Annotated in this window: 14 protein-coding genes and 1 tRNA gene; 11 read left to right on the top strand and 4 right to left on the bottom strand. The window is 62.9% G+C overall.

From position 1 onward, the window contains the following. Window positions 1-20 precede the first annotated feature (20 nt). The 7 genes from M2447_RS06310 (at window position 21) to M2447_RS06280 (ending at window position 10,262) form a co-directional block, all read left to right on the top strand. Window positions 21-2,801 carry a TonB-dependent receptor gene (locus M2447_RS06310; protein WP_277557867.1) on the top strand — a complete coding sequence of 927 codons (2,781 nt, stop codon included), beginning with the start codon at window positions 21-23 and terminating at the stop codon, window positions 2,799-2,801. Between the two features lie 315 nt (window positions 2,802-3,116). After that, window positions 3,117-4,865, top strand: coding sequence for a YgiQ family radical SAM protein (locus M2447_RS06305; protein WP_343215379.1), 1,749 nt, complete (start codon window positions 3,117-3,119; stop codon window positions 4,863-4,865). 92 nt (window positions 4,866-4,957) lie between these two features. Then, window positions 4,958-5,671: an HAD family hydrolase gene (locus M2447_RS06300; protein ID WP_277557865.1), complete on the top strand. Its 714-nt coding sequence runs from the start codon at window positions 4,958-4,960 to the stop codon at window positions 5,669-5,671. Window positions 5,672-5,781: 110 nt separating this feature from the next. Next, the gene (locus M2447_RS06295) at window positions 5,782-6,594 is read left to right on the top strand and encodes a VTT domain-containing protein (RefSeq protein WP_277557864.1); all 813 of its coding nucleotides are present in this window, start codon (window positions 5,782-5,784) and stop codon (window positions 6,592-6,594) included. After that, complete coding sequence (gene xseA / locus M2447_RS06290) at window positions 6,587-7,927, top strand: exodeoxyribonuclease VII large subunit (protein ID WP_277557863.1); 1,341 nt, start codon at window positions 6,587-6,589, stop codon at window positions 7,925-7,927. Before M2447_RS06295 ends, xseA begins: the two co-directional genes overlap by 8 nt. A gap of 96 nt (window positions 7,928-8,023) precedes the next feature. Continuing rightward, the gene (locus M2447_RS06285; protein WP_277557862.1) at window positions 8,024-9,421 is read left to right on the top strand and encodes a sialate O-acetylesterase; all 1,398 of its coding nucleotides are present in this window, start codon (window positions 8,024-8,026) and stop codon (window positions 9,419-9,421) included. After that, window positions 9,303-10,262 (top strand): hypothetical protein, encoded by a 960-nt coding sequence (locus M2447_RS06280; protein ID WP_277557861.1) that lies wholly within the window; start codon window positions 9,303-9,305, stop codon window positions 10,260-10,262. The genes M2447_RS06285 and M2447_RS06280 overlap by 119 nt, the downstream gene beginning before the upstream one ends. A gap of 108 nt (window positions 10,263-10,370) precedes the next feature. Here M2447_RS06280 and M2447_RS06275 read toward each other — a convergent pair whose 3' ends face one another. Both M2447_RS06275 and M2447_RS06270 read right to left on the bottom strand, forming a co-directional pair. Further along, window positions 10,371-11,438, bottom strand: a complete 1,068-nt coding sequence (locus M2447_RS06275) for a LacI family DNA-binding transcriptional regulator (RefSeq protein ID WP_277557860.1) — start codon at window positions 11,436-11,438, stop codon at window positions 10,371-10,373. A gap of 161 nt (window positions 11,439-11,599) precedes the next feature. Continuing rightward, window positions 11,600-11,689, bottom strand: a tRNA-Ser gene (locus M2447_RS06270). Between the two features lie 209 nt (window positions 11,690-11,898). On the opposite strand from M2447_RS06270, the gene M2447_RS06265 reads away from it, so the two are divergent. The 4 genes from M2447_RS06265 (at window position 11,899) to M2447_RS06250 (ending at window position 15,498) form a co-directional block, all read left to right on the top strand. Next, entirely contained in the window at window positions 11,899-12,165 is a 267-nt protein-coding gene (locus M2447_RS06265) for a GlsB/YeaQ/YmgE family stress response membrane protein (protein WP_277508897.1), read from the top strand. Window positions 12,166-12,676: 511 nt separating this feature from the next. Continuing rightward, window positions 12,677-13,702: an aminotransferase class I/II-fold pyridoxal phosphate-dependent enzyme gene (locus tag M2447_RS06260; RefSeq protein ID WP_277508896.1), complete on the top strand. Its 1,026-nt coding sequence runs from the start codon at window positions 12,677-12,679 to the stop codon at window positions 13,700-13,702. A gap of 115 nt (window positions 13,703-13,817) precedes the next feature. Further along, on the top strand, window positions 13,818-14,834 hold the full coding sequence (gene cbiB, locus M2447_RS06255) for an adenosylcobinamide-phosphate synthase CbiB (protein ID WP_277557859.1): 1,017 nt from the start codon (window positions 13,818-13,820) through the stop codon (window positions 14,832-14,834). Between the two features lie 127 nt (window positions 14,835-14,961). Further along, entirely contained in the window at window positions 14,962-15,498 is a 537-nt protein-coding gene (locus M2447_RS06250) for a bifunctional adenosylcobinamide kinase/adenosylcobinamide-phosphate guanylyltransferase (protein WP_277508895.1), read from the top strand. Between the two features lie 124 nt (window positions 15,499-15,622). Here M2447_RS06250 and M2447_RS06245 read toward each other — a convergent pair whose 3' ends face one another. Both M2447_RS06245 and M2447_RS06240 read right to left on the bottom strand, forming a co-directional pair. After that, window positions 15,623-17,263, bottom strand: coding sequence for a peptide chain release factor 3 (locus M2447_RS06245; RefSeq protein WP_277557858.1), 1,641 nt, complete (start codon window positions 17,261-17,263; stop codon window positions 15,623-15,625). A 146-nt stretch (window positions 17,264-17,409) separates the two neighbouring features. Beyond that, complete coding sequence (locus M2447_RS06240) at window positions 17,410-18,735, bottom strand: class I SAM-dependent RNA methyltransferase (RefSeq protein WP_277557857.1); 1,326 nt, start codon at window positions 18,733-18,735, stop codon at window positions 17,410-17,412. Between the last annotated feature and the right edge of the window lie 187 nt (window positions 18,736-18,922).

Below are 18,922 nucleotides of genomic sequence, written 5' to 3'. Positions count from 1 at the left end.
TCTTTTCACTCTCAAAAATCGTGTCCGTGTTCTTATTTCCCGACAAAGCCCGCCGCTCCCCCTTTTCGCAATTCCACCGTTCAGGCAAAATCTTGTTGCTGGTGCTTTTTTTGGGCGGCGCCTCCCACGGCTTCGGACAAAAAGCGGGCACGTCCACCGAGACCCCCGCCGAGACCAACGGCAAGACCGTCCCCGTCACGCTCGCTGCCGCCACGGAAACCTCCAACCAGGGGAAAAAAGGCTCGGGTGACAACTCCTCCTCCACCTCCTCCTCGACTCCCGCCGCCGCCGCGGAAAACACCATCGTGCTCGACACCTACACCGTGAAAGCCTCGCGCGAGGGCGGCGTCGTCACCGAGGGCCCGCAACCCGTCCAAACCTACGACTCCGCGCAAATCAGCGATTCCGGCGCGTTCAGCATGGAGGACTTTCTTGAGGACCTGCCGCCCGCCGAGGACGGCGACGAAGTGCTCATCCTCATCGACGGCCAGCCCGCGCACATCGACCCCGAAACCATTCCGCTCGACATGATCGAGCGCGTGCAAGTCAGCCTCTACGGCTCCATCCCCGAGATCGGCGCCTACGCGCAAGGCAAGGTCATCAACATCATCCTCAAAAAAGACTACGTCGGCGGCGACATCGGCGAACGCATCCGCGTCGCGGCGGCAGGCGGCGGATTTCACCAATACACAAAATTCTCCATGAACGTCACCAAGCGCCGCTGGAGCTATTTCATCAGTGGCGTCTATTGGAAGACCAACGAACTGCTCGCCTCCAGCCGCGAACTCTCGCGCAACCAGGACCACACCTATCGCGACGGCACCGACATGCGCCTCGCCTGGGGCACCCCCGCCGTCGTGCAGGCCGCCAGCGGCAACCTCGCCGGCATCGTCGATTCCGGCGGCAACCCCGTCGCCTCCGCGCTCGTGCCTGAAAACCAAAACGGCCTCTCCCTCACCGCCTCCGATTTTCTGGCCGGCGACATCGACCTCTCCGCCACCGCCTACGGACAACGCCGCTTCAACACATCCGAGTATCGCATGCTCATCGCGCCCACGCGGCGCCACAACCTGAACGGCTCCGTCACCTACAAGCGCGGCGACCGCTTCCGCATCAGCCTCAGCGGAAACTACACCGAGACCAAGGTCGAGCGCATCGGCGCGCCGCCCGTCACCGCCGCGTCCTCCAAGACGCTCGTGCCCGCCGCCCACAACCCCTTCGGGCAGGACGTCTATGTCGGCCTCGTCCACACGGAGTTCGGCCCCACGCGCCAAACCGCGCGCACCCGCAACGCGCAATTCGGACTCAAGATGAGCGGCAAAATCGGCGACATCACCCCGCCGGCTCCCGGCCGGCACAGCACCGCGTGGAACTGGAGCAGCAGCATCGGTTATCAACGCTACCGCTCGCGCACCATCGCCACCGACCTCGACAAGGACGCGTTCACCGCCTCGCTCGCGTCCGACGATCCCGCCCTGCGCTTCAACCCCTTCGGCGATCCCTCCCTCGGCCCCGTCAACGCGCACCTTTATCCCGGCCTCACCGTCTATCGCACGCGCCTGGACGACATCACCAACGTCCGCTACAACGCCGCCGCCAACGGCCCGCTCGCCATCCTCCCCGGCGGCCCGCTCCGCCTCGCGCTCGCCGCCGCCTATCACCACCAGGACCGCGACCGCGAAAACACAAACGCGACCTCCGGCAACCCCGCCAGGACGGAAAAAACCAACGACTCCGGCGCCGGCTCCGCCTCGCTCAACGTGCCCTTTTTCGGAAGGACAAACTCCGCGCCCCTCCTGCGCCGCCTCGAAACCAGCGCCTCCTACTGGCAAAACATGCAAAGCCAGGGCAACCGCCGCCGCAGCTACGCCGGCGGCCTCGTCTGGTCGCCGGCGCGCTCGCTGCTCCTCCGCGCCCGCTACTCGGTTTACGAAAACAAACCCGCCACCTCGACCTTCGCCGGCTCCGAGTCGCTCGTCACCGAGACCTTCATCGACCGCGCCCGCGACGACGAAACCGTCACCGACGTCACCGTTTTCACGCGCGGCTCCATCTCCGCCGTGACCTCGAAAAGCGAAACGCAAACCCTCGGATTCACCCTTGAGCCGACCTTCCTGAAAGGCCTGCGCTTTTCCGCCACGCACAACATCCGCCAGCGCCACCGCATCTACCAAAGCAGTTTCAGCGCGCAGGAAATCATCAACAACGAAAGCTCGTTCCCCGGCCGCGTCATCCGCGACGACCCCACGCCGGCGGACATCGCGAATGGCCACCCCGGCCGCATCACCCGGATCGACACCACGCCCGGCAACACCGGCGAGGCCGAGGTTCGCGACCTGCGCTTCTCGCTCGAATACCGCCTGCCCAGGCAGCAATACGGACGCATCATGCTGCGCGCCTACGCCACGCACGTGATCGACTCGGACTACCAAGTGTTCCCCGGCGTTGACTACACCTACCGGAGCACCAGCGGCAACAACCCGCCCGAATGGACATTTCAGGGCCAGGCCTCGTGGAACCACAAAGGCTGGAACACGGTTATTCGTGTGAACCACACCGGCCCGCGCATGAACGCGCCCATCGACGACCCGGGCAACCCCAGTTACACGACGATGAACTTCGACCTGAGCTATCAGTTCCAAAAACCGATCATCGGAAAATTTGGCCGACGCCTCCGCATTGGCGTGGGCATAGCGAACTGCTTCGACGTCGAGCCGCTCTACGCCGACACCGTCTCCGGCTACCGCACCGGCTCCCCGCTCGGCCGCATGTATACCTGCTCCCTCACGCTGCCGATGTGACGGGCGATCTCGCGCACATCGGGCCGGCGCAAAAAGAGGAGCACCCCCAACAGCGCATCAGACGGATTTTGCCCGGCCAAAATATTAAAGTTTTTCGCGCCGCCGCCGGCCCCCCTTCGCCCTGCATTTGCGCGATCCATAAATGCTTCTCAAGGCGCCGCATTTTGCGTTTGATTGGCCGCATGCCCGCCTTGTCGCGGCTGACAAACATCAATGACTTCGCACACTCAACATTCGCAGCAGCAACCGCGACGGGTTCCCAATCTGCAATCGCAGTTCAAACCCGACGTGTGGCTGCCGACTTCGCGGAAGGAAATGGAGGCGCGCGGATGGGATTGCGCGGATGTTATTGTGTTCAGCGGTGATGCCTATGTGGATCATCCGTCGTTTGGCGCGGCGGTGATCGGGCGGGTTTTGGAGGCGCGCGGGTATCGCGTGGCGATCGTGCCGCAGCCAAACTGGCGCGACGATTTGCGCGATTTCAAAAAGCTGGGGCGCCCCCGCTTGTTTTTCGGCGTGTCGGGCGGTTGCATGGACAGCATGGTCAACCACTACACGGCGAACAAGCGTCTGCGCAGCGACGACGCCTACACGGCGGACGGGCGCGCGGGGCAGCGGCCCGATTACGCGGTCACGGTTTATTCAAAAATTTTAAAACAACTCTGGCCGGATGTGCCCGTGGTGCTCGGCGGAATCGAGGCGTCGCTGCGACGGTTTGCGCATTATGATTATTGGTCGGATGCGCTGAAGCCGGGCGTGCTGATGGAAAGCGGCGCGGATTTGCTCGTGTATGGGCTGGGAGAGAAGCCGATTGTGGAAATCGCGGAGCGGCTCGCGCGGGGCGAGAGGGCGGGGGAGTTGCGGGATGTCCGGCAGACGGCGCGGGTGGAGCGCGGTGAGAATTGCGGGCGGGAGCCCGGCGCCACAGGGGTCCGCGCGCTCCATTCGTTTGCGGAATGCGTGGCGGACCGGCGCAAGTTCGCGGAGAATTTCCGTGTGATCGAGGAGGAGTCGAATCGCGTGCGCGCGGCGACGATTGTCGAGCCGATGGGGGGCGGCGATGAGCGCGCGATCGTGGCGAATCCGCCCTGGCCGTGCCTGACGACGGCGGAGACGGACGCGTCGTTCGACCTGCCTTACACGCGGCTGCCGCATCCGCGTTATCGCGGAAAGCGCATTCCCGCCTACGAGATGATCAGGCATTCGATCACGATGCACCGCGGGTGTTTTGGCGGATGCAGTTTTTGCACGATTTCGGCGCATCAGGGAAAATTTATTTCGGAGCGCACGGAGGCGTCGATTTTGCGCGAGGTGGAAAAGGTCGCGCGGATGCCCGATTTCGCGGGCAACATCAGCGATCTCGGCGGACCGTCGGCAAACATGTATGGATTGCGCGGGAAGGATGGGTCAATTTGCGAGCAATGCCGTCGCGCGTCGTGCTTGCATCCGCGCGTGTGCCGCAATTTGAACACGGATTTGTCGCGCCTGACCGCGCTCTATCGCAAGGTGCTCGAGCATCCGAAGGTGAAGCGCGCGTTTGTGGGCAGCGGGATTCGCTACGATATTTTTCTCGATGAAAACGGATTCCGCTCGAAGGACGGCGGGGAGTATTTCGGGCAACTGGTGCGGCATCATGTGTCGGGACGCCTGAAAGTCGCGCCGGAGCACAGCGCGCCGCGGGTGCTCGACCACATTCGAAAACCATCGTTCAAGTTGTTCGAGGTTTTCAAGGAGGCGTTCGACGAGCTCAACGAGCGCGAGGGATTGCGCGAGCAATTGGTGCCGTATTTTATTTCGAGCCTGCCGTATTGCGAGGAGGGCGACATGCGCGCGCTGCAAGGCGATTTGAAGCGGCTCGGTTTCCGCCTGGAGCAGGTGCAGGATTTCACGCCGACACCGATGACGCTCGACTCGGCGATTTATTACAGCGGCTTCGATCCCCACACCGGCAAGCCCGCCTACGTGGCGCGCGCGCCGGAGGAAAAATTGAAACAGCGGTCGTATTTTTTCGACGCCCGCAAACAGGGCCCCGCGTGGAAAAGGCCGGGCGCAAAACGGAGATAGGGGGACGCCTTCGCGATTCCGCCGGAGCCTTGTCCGGCGGGAGGGACGGCCCGGCTGGTGAAAAAAGGCGCACTTTCATCTGTTCTCGGGTGATGCGATTCATAATGCTGTCCGGCGACATGATGCGTTTTCACACAATTTTTTTCGATTTGGACGGCACGCTGCTGGATCATTTTGAGGCGATCCACCGCGCGCATTGTCATACGCGGAAGCATTTTGGCTTGAGCGAGCCGTCGATGGACGAGGTGCATCGCGCGGTGGGGGCGGGTGTGGATGTGGCGGTGACGCGAATTTTTGCGCACGACAGGCCGGATTTGGTTTCGCAGGCGCTGCCGGTTTACAAGGAATTTTGGGACGAAAACATGCTCGACGGCGTGCGTTTGCTGGCGGGCGCGCGCGAATTGCTTGAGACGTTGAACCGCGCCGGCGTTTGTTGCGCGGTGCTGACCAACAAGCACGGCCCGTCGTCGCGCAAGGTGTGCGAGCACCTGGGCGTGGCGCATTTGCTCAAGGGGATTTTCGGCGCGGCGGACACCCCATGGCTCAAGCCGCAAAACGAGTTCACCGCGCACGCGCTCAACGCGCTCGGAAAATCCGATGCCGCCGCGCGCGTGGGAAATGCCGGCGGCGTGCCGGGCGTGTGCCTGGTCGGCGATTCGATTTACGACGCGCAGACGGGGGTGAACGGCGGTTTCCCGTGCTATTGCGTGACAACCGGCACGCACACGGCGGAGGCGTTGCGCGAGGCGGGCGCGATCGAAGTGTGTGCGGATTTGCCCGAGCTGGCCAAAAAGGCGGGATTCTGAAATTCGGTTCCCTAGTTTCTGACTCTCCGGCTTCCTCATTTTCAGTCCTTCAGTCCTTCAGCCTTTCAGCCCTTTTCATAAACCCACTTGCCACGGGATGGCCGGGGTGGTTGCTTGGCTTTTTCACCAAGACTTTTGCGAATTTTCAACTGATGTCCGACAATACCGATTCCCAGCCGCGGCCCTTGCACAAGCGTTATAAACGCGAACTCATCATTGCGTTTGTTGCGTGCGCCCTGGGCGGTGGCGCATTGGCCGTCGGGTTCTGGCCGCAGGTGAAGGTGCTGATGCAGCAAACGGGCGCATTCCTTGCTGATTTTGTGGAGACGATTGGCGCCGCCGGCAGCGGTTGGTTTTTTGCCGCGTATGGAATTGGCCCCGCGATTGGCATGCCCATATCGCTTTTTAACATTACCGCCGGCCTGGTTTTCGTTCCCAAGCTGGGCATTTTCTGGACGAGTCTTTTTGCCGCGCTGAGCCTGATGTGCGCCAATGCGATTTCCTACTGGCTGGCCCGGTATGCGATGCGTCCCGTGATTGAGCGGCTGATCAAAAAACTCGGCTACAAACTGCCCGTGATTCCGAGTGACGAGCACATCACGGCATGCTTGTTTCTGCGTGTTGTTCCGGGGCCGCCGTATGTCATACAATCCTACATTCTGGGGCTCGCGAAGGTGCGCTTTTTGCCCTACATGGTCGTCTCGTTTCTAGGACAATACGGGTGGGCCTTCGCCATGATTTTTCTCGGGAAGAATTTCGACACCTTCAAGGAGAGCGGTTCCTTCAAGGGGATTTTTGTTGCTGTGGTTTTTATTGCCCTGCTGATCGTCGCCACCCGTGTCGTGCGCAGGCGAATCACAAAAAAAACGGCGATGAAAAGCGACAAGTCCGCTGGTGCCGGGGAAGGCGGCAGTCATGAGTGACGAGGGTGACGGGGGCTTGTTCGGACGGCGCGCCATCGAGCACGGCAATCCGTCCGCGGACGAAACCCAGCGCGCGTTCAGTGTGACGGAGTTCACGCGCCGCGTGAAGGACGCGCTCGCGCAATCAATCCGCCCGTGCTGGGTGCGCGGGGAGATTTCCAATTTGCGCGCGCAGGCAAGCGGCCATGTGTATTTCGTCCTGAAAGACGCGGGGGCGCAGGTTGCCGCGGTGCTTTTCCGCGGTGACGCGGCGCGCCAGTCCGTCGCCTTGCGCGATGGATTGCAGGTGCTCGTGTTCGGGCAGGTGAGCGTTTACGAGGCGCGCGGGCAGTATCAGATTATCGTGCGCGCTGTGGTCGAGGACGGGGTGGGGCGGTTGCAGCGGGAGTTCGAGGCGCTCAAGCGGCGGCTCGCCGACGAGGGACTTTTCGACAATGCGCGCAAAACCTCCATCCCGCCGATGCCGGCGACGCTTGGTTTTGTGACTTCGCCAACGGGCGCGGCGGTGCAGGATTTCATCCGGATACTCAAGCGGCGCGGCTGGCGCGGACGGCTCGTCGTGCTGCCGGCCAAAGTGCAGGGCGAGGGCGCTGCGGAGGAAATGGCCGTGATGCTGCGCGCCGCCGAAACACTGGGAATTTTCGACCTGCTCGTGATTGGCCGCGGCGGCGGGAGCCTGGAGGATTTGTGGGCGTTCAACGAGGAAACGCTTGTCCGCGCGGTCGCGGCGTGCCGGGTGCCCGTCATTTCGGCGGTGGGGCACGAGATTGATTTTACACTGTGCGATTTCGCGGCGGATTTGCGCGCGGAAACACCGAGCGGCGCGGCGGAACTGATTTCGAGCCAGTTTGTGCATTGCGCGGAACGCATGACGCGCGCGGCAGAAGCGCTCGGAAAATTGTTGGGCGAGCGCATCGAACGCGCGCGCGACCAACTCGACAGTCTTCGCGCGCACTTGCGGCTGCTCTCGCCGTCGGCCCGGATCGAGCAGGGGCATTTGCGGCTCGATGACATGGCCGGACGGCTTGCGTCCGCGTTTCAACACGCGACATTGTTGAAGCGGCAGCAACTCACCGCCGCGCGATCGACCTTTGCGGCGCGCTCGCCGGAGACGCGTGTGCAGATGGCGTCGCAACAATTGCTCGGCCTTTGGAAGCGTTTGCAGGCGGCGAGTCCCGGATCGGTGTTGAATCGCGGTTTTGTTATCATGCGCGATGATGAGGGGCGGCCGCTCGCGCGCCGCGCGGAAGTGAAGGCCGGCCGGCCAATGGTCGCGGAATTTGCCGACGGGGAAGTGCGCATGAGTGCGACGGAGCCGGAGCTCGGTCGTTAGGGCAATCTCACCCGCCGTCGAAAGACAATCTCGCAATCCGCCGGGCAAACGGCTGAACTGCGCATTCCGTAACCCAAAACCACAAATCACAATCCCATGGAGTTCAAAACACACACCCGCTCATTCCGCAATCTTCGAACCCTCCTCCTGGCGCTCGTGTTTGCCGTCGCCGGCATCGCGCTCAACGCCGACGTCAAGGTTCCCGCCATTTTTGGCGACAACATGGTGATCCAGCTTGGCCGTCCCGTTCCCGTTTGGGGCCGCGCCGCGCCCGGTGAAAAAGTCACCGTCACCTTCGCCGGCCAGACCAAGACCGCCGTCGCCGATGCCGGCGGCAAGTGGCGCGTGAATCTCGACCCGCTTCATGCCGACCCGAAACCCACGCCCCGCGAACTCACCATCGCCGGCAAAAGCACCCTGCGTTTTAACAACGTGCTCATCGGCGTCGTGTGGCTCTGCTCCGGCCAGTCCAACATGGAATGGACGCTTCAAAAATCGGAAAACGGCGACGCAGCCATCGCCGAATCCAACCACCCCAACCTCCGCCTCTTCCACGTCAAGAAAACCTGGAGCGACACGCCGCGCGACGACGTGCCCCTCGAAAACGCCTGGGCCTGGGCCGCCGCCGCGCCCGAAACCACGCCGAAGTTTTCCGCCGTCGGCTACTACTTCGGACGCGCCCTCCTGAACGCCTTCAAGAACAACATCCCCGTCGGCCTCATCAACGCCAGTTGGGGCGGCACGCGCATTGAGCCGTGGACCAGCCCCGCCGGTTTCGCCGCCATCCCCGCGCTCGCCGAAATAAACACCCGCGTGCAATCCGTCCAGCCCGGCACCGAGGCCAACAAGACCCTCACCGCGCAAGCCCTCGACGCGCAGGAAGCCTGGCTCTCCGCCGCCCGCGCCGCCACCGCCGCCGGCAAAGTCGTCGCGCCGCCGCCCGAGTTTCCCAAGGCGCTTCGCCCCTTGAGCGCCGACATGGCCAGCCGCCATCAAAACCCCACCGTCCTCTACAACGCCATGATCGCGCCCTTCGTCCCCTTCGCCATCCAGGGCGCCATCTGGTATCAGGGCGAGGCCAACCGCGCCGACGGCGCCCTCTACTACGACAAACTCAACGCCCTCATCGCCTCCTGGCGCGCGGAGTTTGAAAACCCCAGGCTGCCCCTGCACATTGTCCAGCTCGCTCCCTACAAATACAACGACACCGTCACCCTGCCCAAAATCTGGGCCGCCCAAGAGCGCTTCGCCCGCGACGACAAACACTCCGGCATCGCCATCATCAACGACATTGGCAACATTCAGGACATCCACCCGATAAACAAACTCACTGTCGGCGCGCCTCGCCCTCAACAAAACCTACGGCATCACCCAGGTGAAATGCGACTCGCCGTCGCCGTCGGAAATCCGCTTCGAGCGCGACTCCGCCGTCATCACCTTTGGCAACACCGACAAACTCTCCACGCGCGACAACGCCGCGCCCGACTGGTTTGAAATCGCCGACGCCTCCGGCTGGCGCAAGGCCGACGCCACGATCAAGGGCAACACCGTCACCGTTCGCGCCGAGGGCGTCACGCAGCCCGCCGCCGTTCGCTACGCCTGGTCCGGCACCGCCGAGCCCAACCTCCGCGACGCCGCCACCGGCCTCCAAGTCGGCGCGTTCACCCATGGCGAAATCCCCCCGCCCGCCGAAATCGCCAAACTCGGCGACGACGCCAAGGGCTTCCAAGTCCTCTACGACCTCAACCCCCTCGCCTCCAAGGGCCACGAGGTCGCCTACAACGTCAACAACGCGCCCAAGTTTGCCGGCAAAAAAATCAAGCGCGTCGCCTACTTCCTTTCCCTCACCGACCAGAACGACAGAAACACCCACGCCTTCGTCTCCCTCGACGCCTTTTCGCAGGACGCGAAAAAACTCGGCGTGCCCACCAAAAACTCCGGCGCGCGCTTCCAGCAAAACGTCACCAACCTCGTCGTGCGCTCCAACGTCCGCGGCGTGAAAACCGGCAGCTTCGCCCGCGGCAACATCGAGTTCTGGGACTGCAACTACTCCGGCGCCAACGCCGCCAAGGTTTCCGGCGCCAGCGACCAGCTCTATGATTTCGGCGACGCCATGAGCACCGGACGCTCGCCCGGCTACGGCTCCATGCAAATCCACAACACCGCCGAAAAACAAACCATCATCGCCTACAACAAGTGGAGCGAGGGCAAGAACTGCGACATCGGCATCGGCAACCAGCCCGGCGGCGGCAATAAAAACCCCGACTGGACCTTTTCCAAATCCGGCAGCCGCCTCCAGTCAGCCCGCCTGCTGGTGCTCGTCCTGGCCGAGTGAGCGCCTTTTGTCGCCGGGTGATTTGGGGCAAATTGCCCGCGCTCAATCCCGTCAACCACTTCGCACGCGGCCCGCTTTAAGACAGCGGGCCGTTTTTTATGCGCAGGGTCACCGGCTCCGCGCGGGACCGGTTGATCCGCGCACAATGAGCAATGGGTCGATCATTTTTACGACGGGTTTTGCGCGCAGCGGTTTTCCCATCTGGGCGATCACAAAATCAACCGCGACCTGGACCGTCTTGTCCACGCGCTGGTCGACGCTCGTGATGTTGGGCACGACCATCGAGCAAATATCCTGGTTGTTGAAGCCGCTCACCGAAAAATCCTCGGGCACTCGAAAGCCCATGTCCCTCACTCCGTGGATCGCGCCGGCGGCCAGGACGTCGTTGAGCGCGATGAACGCGGTTGGCGGCCGGCCTCGCTCGATAAATGCGCGCACCAGCGCGCGTCCGAATTCAAAATCGCTCGTGCGGACAATCTGGTCGTCGATGTTTTCCGTGCATTTGTCGAAGTCGAGCCCGCGCTCCTCAAGCGCCTCGCGGATGCCCCGTGTGCGCTCGTGCGTGCTGCGGAAACTTTCCGAGTAGCCGAGCAGCCCGAAACGCCGGTGCCCGAGATCGAGCAGGTGCTCCGTGATCGCCACCATGCCGCGCGCGCGGTCAAGCGTCACCGTGTTGGCGCCCTTGATGCCAAAATGGTCGATCACCAGGCTCGGCGTGCCATTGTTCGCGAGTCCCTGGAGCTGGCGCTCGATTTTTTTCTCGTCGAAATAGCCCAGAAACACCATCGCCTCCACTCTCAGCGAAAGAAAATTGCGCACCGCGCCCTCGCAGCTGTCGCCATCGACCACCTCGATGAATGTGGTGATTTCCCTGTCGCGGAGCTTGGCCTGCAACGAGGCGAGCTTGTTCACGAGAATTGGGAACGAAAGATTTTGCACGCACACGCCGACGGTTTGCGTGCGCTTGCCCTTCAGATGCAGCGCGTAGGCGTTGGGCACAAAACCGGTTTCCTCGATCGCCCGGTTCACGCGGTCAATCGTCTTTTTTTTGAGTCCGGGCTGTCCGTTAAGCACGCGGGAGACGGTGGTGCGCGCAAGCCCGACATGGCGGGCAAATTCTGTCGTGGAGCGAATGGGGCGGGTGACGGTTTTGGGTTCGGTGTGTTTGCTTTTCACTGTAACAAAAAGGTTCGCCGCATGATCAATGACACGTCCCTCATGTCAAACCCGGTCATCTGTGTTTAAAAAAAAGACAATTGTCCGTTTGCGCGGGTCGCCGGAATTGTTTTCAAGCCGGATCGGACGATGCGGCGCCATGAAAGACAGCCGGGGTGAACTGGCGGAGAGGGAGGGATTCGAACCCCCGGAACCGTTGCCGGCTCACCTGATTTCGAGTCAGGCGCATTCGACCACTCTGCCACCTCTCCGTGACTTTATGACGAAACACGCGACGCTACGGGTTGATTCGCAAAACGGAAGCAGAAAGTTTCCGGTTTTGAAATTTTAGGGTGGCGAAAAAGGTTTTCGAGCGCCCATCCGACCTTGATTCCCGGAGGGGGGAGGCTCCGCCAATAGGCGCGCAATAGGACATCGTGCCGCTTGATTTCATGGCGCATCCCTGTTTACTGGCAAACTCATGGACACCACCTCTCTCATCATCTTCATCATGGTCGGCGCGTTTGTCGGATGGCTTGCGGGCGTTATCATTCGCGGTTTCGGGTTTGGCATTATCGGCAATATCATTGTCGGCGTAGCCGGCGCGTTCATCGGCACATGGCTTTTTGCCAGCGTTCTCAAAATTCAAAATATCGTTTCCCCGCTCGTCGATCTTGTCATTTACGCCATGGTTGGCGCGATCATCTTGCTCGTTGTGCTCGGAATTTTCCGCAAAATAATTAAGTGAGCCCGGTCGGCGGATGCGTTTGCGCCCGGCGCGTTTTTGCGCGCAGCCATGGGCTCCCGATAAATTTCAAATAATCGTTGCCCTTTCGCGTTTCGGCGACTCACAGTTCCGGCGTTCTTTGCAGCATAGTCCCAGGCAACGGGAAAAGCCGTGAAAACCGGCTACAGTTGCGCTGCGGTAACGCATCAGTCCAAACCTTCGGTTCGCGCGTCCATTCCAACGGCCGCGCGAAAAATCCAGTCGGCGTCCACTCGCCGGCGAAGGAGAAGGCCAGGCGGCGGCTCGCTCTTTTTTGCGCGCCGCGACACATGCGGAGTCCGAATATCCGACCCGGGACGCTCACGCGTGTGGCGCGAAACTTTTGCGCGCGCCATGCACGAAAAACTTCATCGCAAAAATGAAGCGTGGGAGCAGTGTGACGCATCGAATCGGGCGGTTTTCATTCCCAAACGAAAACCCGCGTGATGGAGGCCCGTCTGCTCTTACCATTAACAAGAGAGACATCCAAATCATGCTATACGGACACGGCGACGACGCCCGTTTCCAGTCGCGCCCCATCGGCGACGACTTCAGTTCCAACATCCGCCCCGACGGCCCGCCCGCCGGGCTTCTCGGCCACCTGCGCACGCGCATCGACGCGGTCGCGCATTATCCCGACGCCGGCGCGCGCGAGCTCGCCGCCAAACTCGCCGCGATCAACCGCATCGCGCCCGGACAACTGCTCGTCACCGCCGGGGCCACCGCGGGCATTTACCTCGTCGCGCAGACGTTTCGCCGCAAACGCTCGCTCATCGTCACGCCGACGTTTTCCGAATACGAGGACGCCGCGCGCATCCATGAGCACGCGCTCGATTTCGCGCCGCGCGCGGAGCTCCGGCAAACCGGGGACGGCTCCTTCGCGGCCGATCTTGTCTGGCTCTGCGAACCCAACAATCCCTCCGGGGAAATCCTCCCTCGCGAACAACTCCTCGCGCTCATCGACGCGCGCCCCGAAACCGTTTTTGTCATCGACCAATCCTACGCCGGGTTTTGCGCCGCGCCGCAACTCCGCGCCTCCGACATCGCCGGTCGCGAAAACCTGATCCTCCTCCATTCGTTCACAAAAATCCTCGGCATTCCCGGCTTGCGACTCGGCGCGATTTTGTCGTCGCCCAAATTGATTTCACGAATCGCCGGCGGCATGCAACCGTGGTCGGTCAACGCGCTCGCGCTCGAGGCCGGCGCCTACTACGCGGCGCGCGCGCACGAGTTCGCCCTGCCGCTCGACGACCTCCTCGCAAACACCCGCGCCCTCTCCAAATCCATCTCGGAAATCCCCTGCTGCGCGCCAAAGCCCACCGCCACCAATTTTTTCCTGGTCGAGCTCGCCAAGGGCAACGCCAAGGCGCTCAAGCAACACCTCGTCAAGGGCCACGGCATACTCATCCGCGACGCCTCGAACTTCCGCGGACTCACGCCGCAACACATCCGCATCGCAACGCGCACGCCGTGGCAAAACCACCGGCTCGCCGAGGCGTTGCGCGCATGGCGGCCGTGACAGTCCGCCGTTTGCGTCCGTTCATTCCGCATTCCGAAATCCGCACTCCGCATTTATAAAATCCTTCAACATCCGGCGGGCTGAACCCCGCCGGACAAAACGGTGGCAACCCGCCGTGCCCCCCAACCGCCAGCCCCTTTTTTTCATTATCAACCCGTCGCTTCAAATCATCCTTTTTCCGCTTGTCGCCGGTGTCGCGCTTGACCTCGCGCTCGGCGATCCGCGCTGGCTTCCGCATCCAATTGTTGGATACGGGCGCGCCATCGCGGCGGGCGAGCGCCGCCTCAATCGCGGCTCGCACCGCGCGCGTTTTCTCAAGGGCGCGACGCTCGCTCTCGCGCTTGTTTCCGCGACTTGGCTCGCGTGGGCCGCGATTCTCGCGCTCGCCGCGCGCTGGCATGGCGCCGTCGCAGTGACGATTGCGACGCTTGGTGTTTTCACGGCGCTCTCGCACCGGACGCTCGTCGCGGAATGCCGCGCGGTGTTTCGCGCGCTCGGCGACGGCTCGCGCGACAACGATGCCGGGCGCCTCGCCGCCGCGCGCCGCCAGCTCTCGCGCATCGTCGGGCGCGACACCGCGCGCCTCGACGCGCAACAAATCCGCACGGCAACGCTCGAGACGCTTTCCGAGAATCTCTCCGACGGCGTGGTCGCGCCGCTCTTCTGGTATGCGCTCGGCGGCGTGCCCGCGATGATGGCGTGCAAAATGGTCAACACGCTCGACTCGATGATCGGCCACCGCGACGGGCGTTATGAATTTTTCGGCAAAGCCGCCGCGCGCCTTGATGACGCCGCCAACTACTTTCCGGCGCGGCTCACCGCGCTCCTGCTCGCCGCCGCCTCTCGCAGCGCGCGCGCTTTTCGTTTCATCGTCCGCTACGGACGCGCGCACGCCAGCCCCAACTCCGGTTATCCCGAGGCCGCGCTCGCGGGCGCGCTCGATGCGCGCTTCGGCGGCCCGCACGACTACGACGGCGAGCGCATCGAAAAACCTTTCATCGGCGAGAATCCCCGCGCCATCCGCGCCGATGAAATCACACACGCCATTCGCCTTAGCCATGTCGTGCTCGCGTTCACAGTCGCGCTGGTAATCGCGGCGCGCGTTTTCCCGCCGCCCCCGTTTTCCCTCTGAATTCCGATGCTCTTTCAAATAAATATGAACCGCGAATGGACGCCAGTGAACGCGAATGCTTCGGTTGCGGCGATTTTTTTCGCGTCTATTCGCGTCCATTCGCGGTTCAAAAAAATCATCAAACCTCATGGCTAAAATAACATTTTTCACAGGCCCCGTTCGCAGCGGCAAAAGTCGTCGAGCGGTTGCGCTCGCAACCGGATGGGGGATGGGGACCGTTTTCGTCGCCACCTGTCGCCCGCCGGTGCGCGGGGCTGACGGCGCGCCGCTCGATTCCGAAATGGCCGAGCGCATCCGGCGTCATCGTGATGACCGCCCCGCGTGGCGCGTGCTGGAAGCGCCGCAAGACATCGCCGCCGCCCTAGATGCGCTCGCGCCGCCGCCAGCGGGTGTTGTGCTCGATTGCCTGACGCTTTGGGTTTCGGACCGGTTGGATCGCGAGGATGGCGAGATTATCGCCGACTGGGAGAAGCTGCTCTCGCACTTTCGCGAGGCCGCGTATCCGGTTGTCATCGTGAGCAATGAAATCGGTTGGGCGCCCGTGCCCGCGCAGCCGATCATGCGCCGCTTTCGCGACCTTATCGGCACGCTTGGCCAACTCACCGCGGAAGCCGCCGACGAGGCTTACCTCTGCGCCGTGGGCCAGGCGCTCCGGCTCAAATAAAGCGAAGCAGGGGCGCGTCCGGCGCGCGCAGAGAATTGCGAAAGACAAACGCGGCGGTTGGCGTAATCTCCTTGCGCGCGGAACGGCGTTTCAAGCAAATGGCCGCACTATTTATAAAAATGCTCTATTTCGCGTTTACCTGCTCTATCGGCATGTCGTGCAGTTTTAGGTCGGGATTTTTTTCCATGAAGTAGCGCATCGTCCAGTCGTTCGGGAAGAGCATGACGGGGTTGTCGAATTTGTCGGCGCCGAAACTCACACCGCTCGCCACGACGAGCGCGGACGGGTTTGCGAGCGAGGGGTGCGGCTCCAGCCATTTGAGCAGCGTCCAGTTGGTCGGCTCCAGGCGCGACTCGGCGTTGTATTCGCTTTTCAGGCGCCATTGCACGACTTCAAATTGCAGCGGGCCGACGGCGGCGAGGAGCGTCGCGCCGGGCGGGGCGTTGCGCGGGGTGAAGGATTGCACGACGCCTTCCTGCAGGAGTTGCTCAAGGCCGGCGCGGTATTTTTTCGCGTCGGAGCTGGTCGGGTTCGAGAGGTAGGCGAACACTTCGGGCGGGAAGCGCGGGATTTCGTCGTAGGCGATGGCGCGGTCCTCGGTGAGCGTGTCGCCGATGCCGAAGGCGTCGTGGCCGACGAGGCCGATCACGTCGCCGGGCCAGGCTTCGTCAACGGTTTCGCGTTCCTGGCCGAAGAGTTTGTGCGAGGAGGAGAGGCGCACTTGTTTGCCGGTGCGCTGGTGCGCGACGACCATGTCGCGCGTGAACCGGCCCGAGCACACGCGCAGGAATGCGATGCGGTCGCGGTGCTTCGGGTCCATGTTGGCCTGGATTTTGAAAATGAAGCCGGAGAACTTTTCGTAATCGACGGGGACTTCGCGCGCCTCGGTGGGCGCGGGCGCGCCGGGCACGGTGACCGAGACGGAGCGGCGCGGGGCGGGCGGCACGGAGTGCTTGAGGAAGCCGTCGAGGAGGAGCTGGATGCCGAAGTTGTTGATCGCGCTGCCGAAATAGACGGGCGTTTGCTGTCCGGCGTGGATGGCGGCGAGGTCGAACGGATGCCCGGCGCCGTCGAGCATGGCGAGTTGCTCGGTGGACTCGTTGAAGGTGTGGTCGTCGAGCTTGCCGCGCACGGCGGGGTCGTCGAGGCCGGTGATGTTGACGGGCGCCTCGTAGGCGCCGTTGGGCACGCGCTCGAAGAGGTGAACGGCGCGTTCGGTGCGGTCGAACACGCCGCGAAACGAGGGGCCGTTGCCGAGCGGCCAGACGACGGGCGAGGCGGCGATGCCGAGCACGCTTTCGAGTTCGTCGATGAGCGCGAGCGGGTCGAGCGTGGGCCGGTCGCACTTGTTCATGAAGGTGAAGATGGGGATGCCTCGGCGGCGGCACACCTCGAAGAGCTTGCGGGTTTGCGGCTCAACGCCCTTGCCCGCGTCGATGACCATGAGCGCGGCGTCAACGGCGGTGAGCACGCGGTAGGTGTCCTCGGAAAAGTCCTTGTGTCCGGGGGTGTCGAGGAGGTTGACGGCGCAGCCGTTGTAGTCGAATTGGAGGACGGTCGAGGAGACGGAAATGCCGCGCTGTTTTTCGAGCGCCATCCAGTCGGAGGTGGTGGCGCGCTGGTTTTTGCGCGCGGTGACGGTGCCGGCGAGGTGGATGGCGTTTCCGTAGAGGAGGAATTTTTCGGTGAGCGTGGTTTTGCCCGCGTCGGGATGCGAGATGATGGCAAAGGTGCGTCGGCGTGCGATTTCAGCGGCGGGAGACATCGTGTGAATGCGGAGTTCGGAATGCGGAGTGCGGAATGAGAAAGCCGCCAAACGTAGCGGGGCGGGTGCGGGTGCCAACAAGGAAAATCTTTGCGGGGCGGGAATTCTCCTCGCGGCGGATTGCTCTTATCGTGTCACTCCGTCCTCTATGGCGCTTGCAGCGTGATCACGCATTCCAGGTGGCGCGTTTGGGGGAAGAGGTCGAAGGGCTGGACGGCGGTGAGTTTGTAGCCGCGGGCGGTGAAGTGGGCGAGGTCGCGCATTTGCGTGGCGGGGTCGCAGCTCACGTAAACCACCGCGCGCGGCGCGTAGGCGAAGAGTTGCGAGAGGAAGTTCTCGTCGCAGCCTTTGCGCGGCGGGTCGATGATCACAACGGTGTCGCCCGGCGGAAAATCGAGTCCGGCAAAAATCGCCGAGGCGTCGCCCGCCCGGAAGGTGGCGTTGGCGATGTTGTTGGCCGCGGCGTTTTCCCTGGCGAATTGAACGGAGCTTTCACTGATCTCGATGCCGGTGACGCGTTCAAACGCGCGCGCGGCGGTGAGCGCGAAGAGCCCGCTGCCGCAATACGCGTCGACGAGATGGCGCGCGCCCGAGGCCGCCGCCTGCTCGCGGACGTAGCCGGTGAACGCGGAAAGAATGAACGGGTTGTTCTGGAAAAAATCGCGCGCGAGAAAGTGCAGCGTGATGTCGCCGACGCGCTCGTTGATGATGCGGTCGTAATCGGTGGTGACTTCGCCGCCGGCGTCGCGGAGGAGAAGCGTGGCTCCGCGCTTGAACTCACCCGCGGCGGCGCGGGCGCGGATGTCGGCGCGGAGCTCGGGGAGGCGGGCGTTGATGGCGTCGGTTGCGATGTCGCAGCGCGGGACGTCGAGCAGTTCGTGGCGCGTGCCCTGGCGGAGAAAGCCGATGGGAAATCCAGAATCTTGGGGCAGCGTCGGGGACGACGCTGTCAGCACGCGGGACGCGTGCGCTCCCCGCGTCAACGGATTATTGAAGTGAGGCGTGATTTTGGAGCGGTAGCCGTATTGTTGCGGGGAGGCGATGACCGGCGAGACGGGGAACTCGATGCCGGCCATGTGCCGGAGCAGTTCCTCGACTTGGCGGCGTTTCCATGCGAGCTGCTCGCTGTATTCAAAATTCTGATACTGGCATCCGCCGCAGCGTCCGAAGAGGGGGCAGCGGGGCGTGATGCGGTGCGGGGACTGGGTGAGGACTTCGAGGAGATCGGCCTCGGAGTAGTTTTTGTGGTTGCGAAAGACGCGCGCGCGAACGCGTTCGCCGGGCAGGGCAAAGGGAACCATCACGACCCATCCGGAGGATGCCGGCGCGGCCGCGTCGGGCGGGGTGGGGGAGTCCTCGGCTGGCAGCGCGACGCGTCCGAGTCCGACGCCGCGGTTGGTCAGCGTGTGGATTTCGAGTTCGATTTCCGCGTGATAGGGAAAGGGATGGTCGTTGAAGCGTTTTTTGGCCACGGGTGAAGAAGGCCGTGTGGGGGCTTGAGCCTCAAGTGCAAAAAGGCCCGGGGTGCGGTCGCGAGGGGATCAGAAGATTATTAACCACGGAGGACACGGAGAGGCACGGAGATCAGAAGATCAGAGGGCCAGAAAGCCAGAGAACGAGAGTGCCAGTTGATCAGAATGACTGATGCGCTGACTCCTG

The sequence above is a fragment of the Ereboglobus sp. PH5-10 genome (assembly GCF_029504735.1).
In the GTDB taxonomy this organism is placed as follows: Bacteria; Verrucomicrobiota; Verrucomicrobiia; order Opitutales; family Opitutaceae; genus Ereboglobus.
This window is presented reverse-complemented; position numbering and strand designations above follow the sequence as displayed.

Bases quoted from the DNA above. Each gene is read 5' to 3' on its own strand.
- M2447_RS06305 (WP_343215379.1), top strand. From the start codon at position 3,117: ATGGAGGCGCGCGGATGGGATTGCGCGGATGTTATTGTGTTCAGCGGT.
- M2447_RS06300 (WP_277557865.1), top strand. From the start codon at position 4,958: ATGCGATTCATAATGCTGTCCGGCGACATGATGCGTTTTCACACAATT.
- xseA (WP_277557863.1), top strand. From the start codon at position 6,587: ATGAGTGACGAGGGTGACGGGGGCTTGTTCGGACGGCGCGCCATCGAG.
- M2447_RS06285 (WP_277557862.1), top strand. From the start codon at position 8,024: ATGGAGTTCAAAACACACACCCGCTCATTCCGCAATCTTCGAACCCTC.
- M2447_RS06265 (WP_277508897.1), top strand. From the start codon at position 11,899: ATGGACACCACCTCTCTCATCATCTTCATCATGGTCGGCGCGTTTGTC.
- M2447_RS06260 (WP_277508896.1), top strand. From the start codon at position 12,677: ATGCTATACGGACACGGCGACGACGCCCGTTTCCAGTCGCGCCCCATC.
- M2447_RS06250 (WP_277508895.1), top strand. From the start codon at position 14,962: ATGGCTAAAATAACATTTTTCACAGGCCCCGTTCGCAGCGGCAAAAGT.
- M2447_RS06245 (WP_277557858.1), bottom strand. From the start codon at position 17,263: ATGTCTCCCGCCGCTGAAATCGCACGCCGACGCACCTTTGCCATCATC.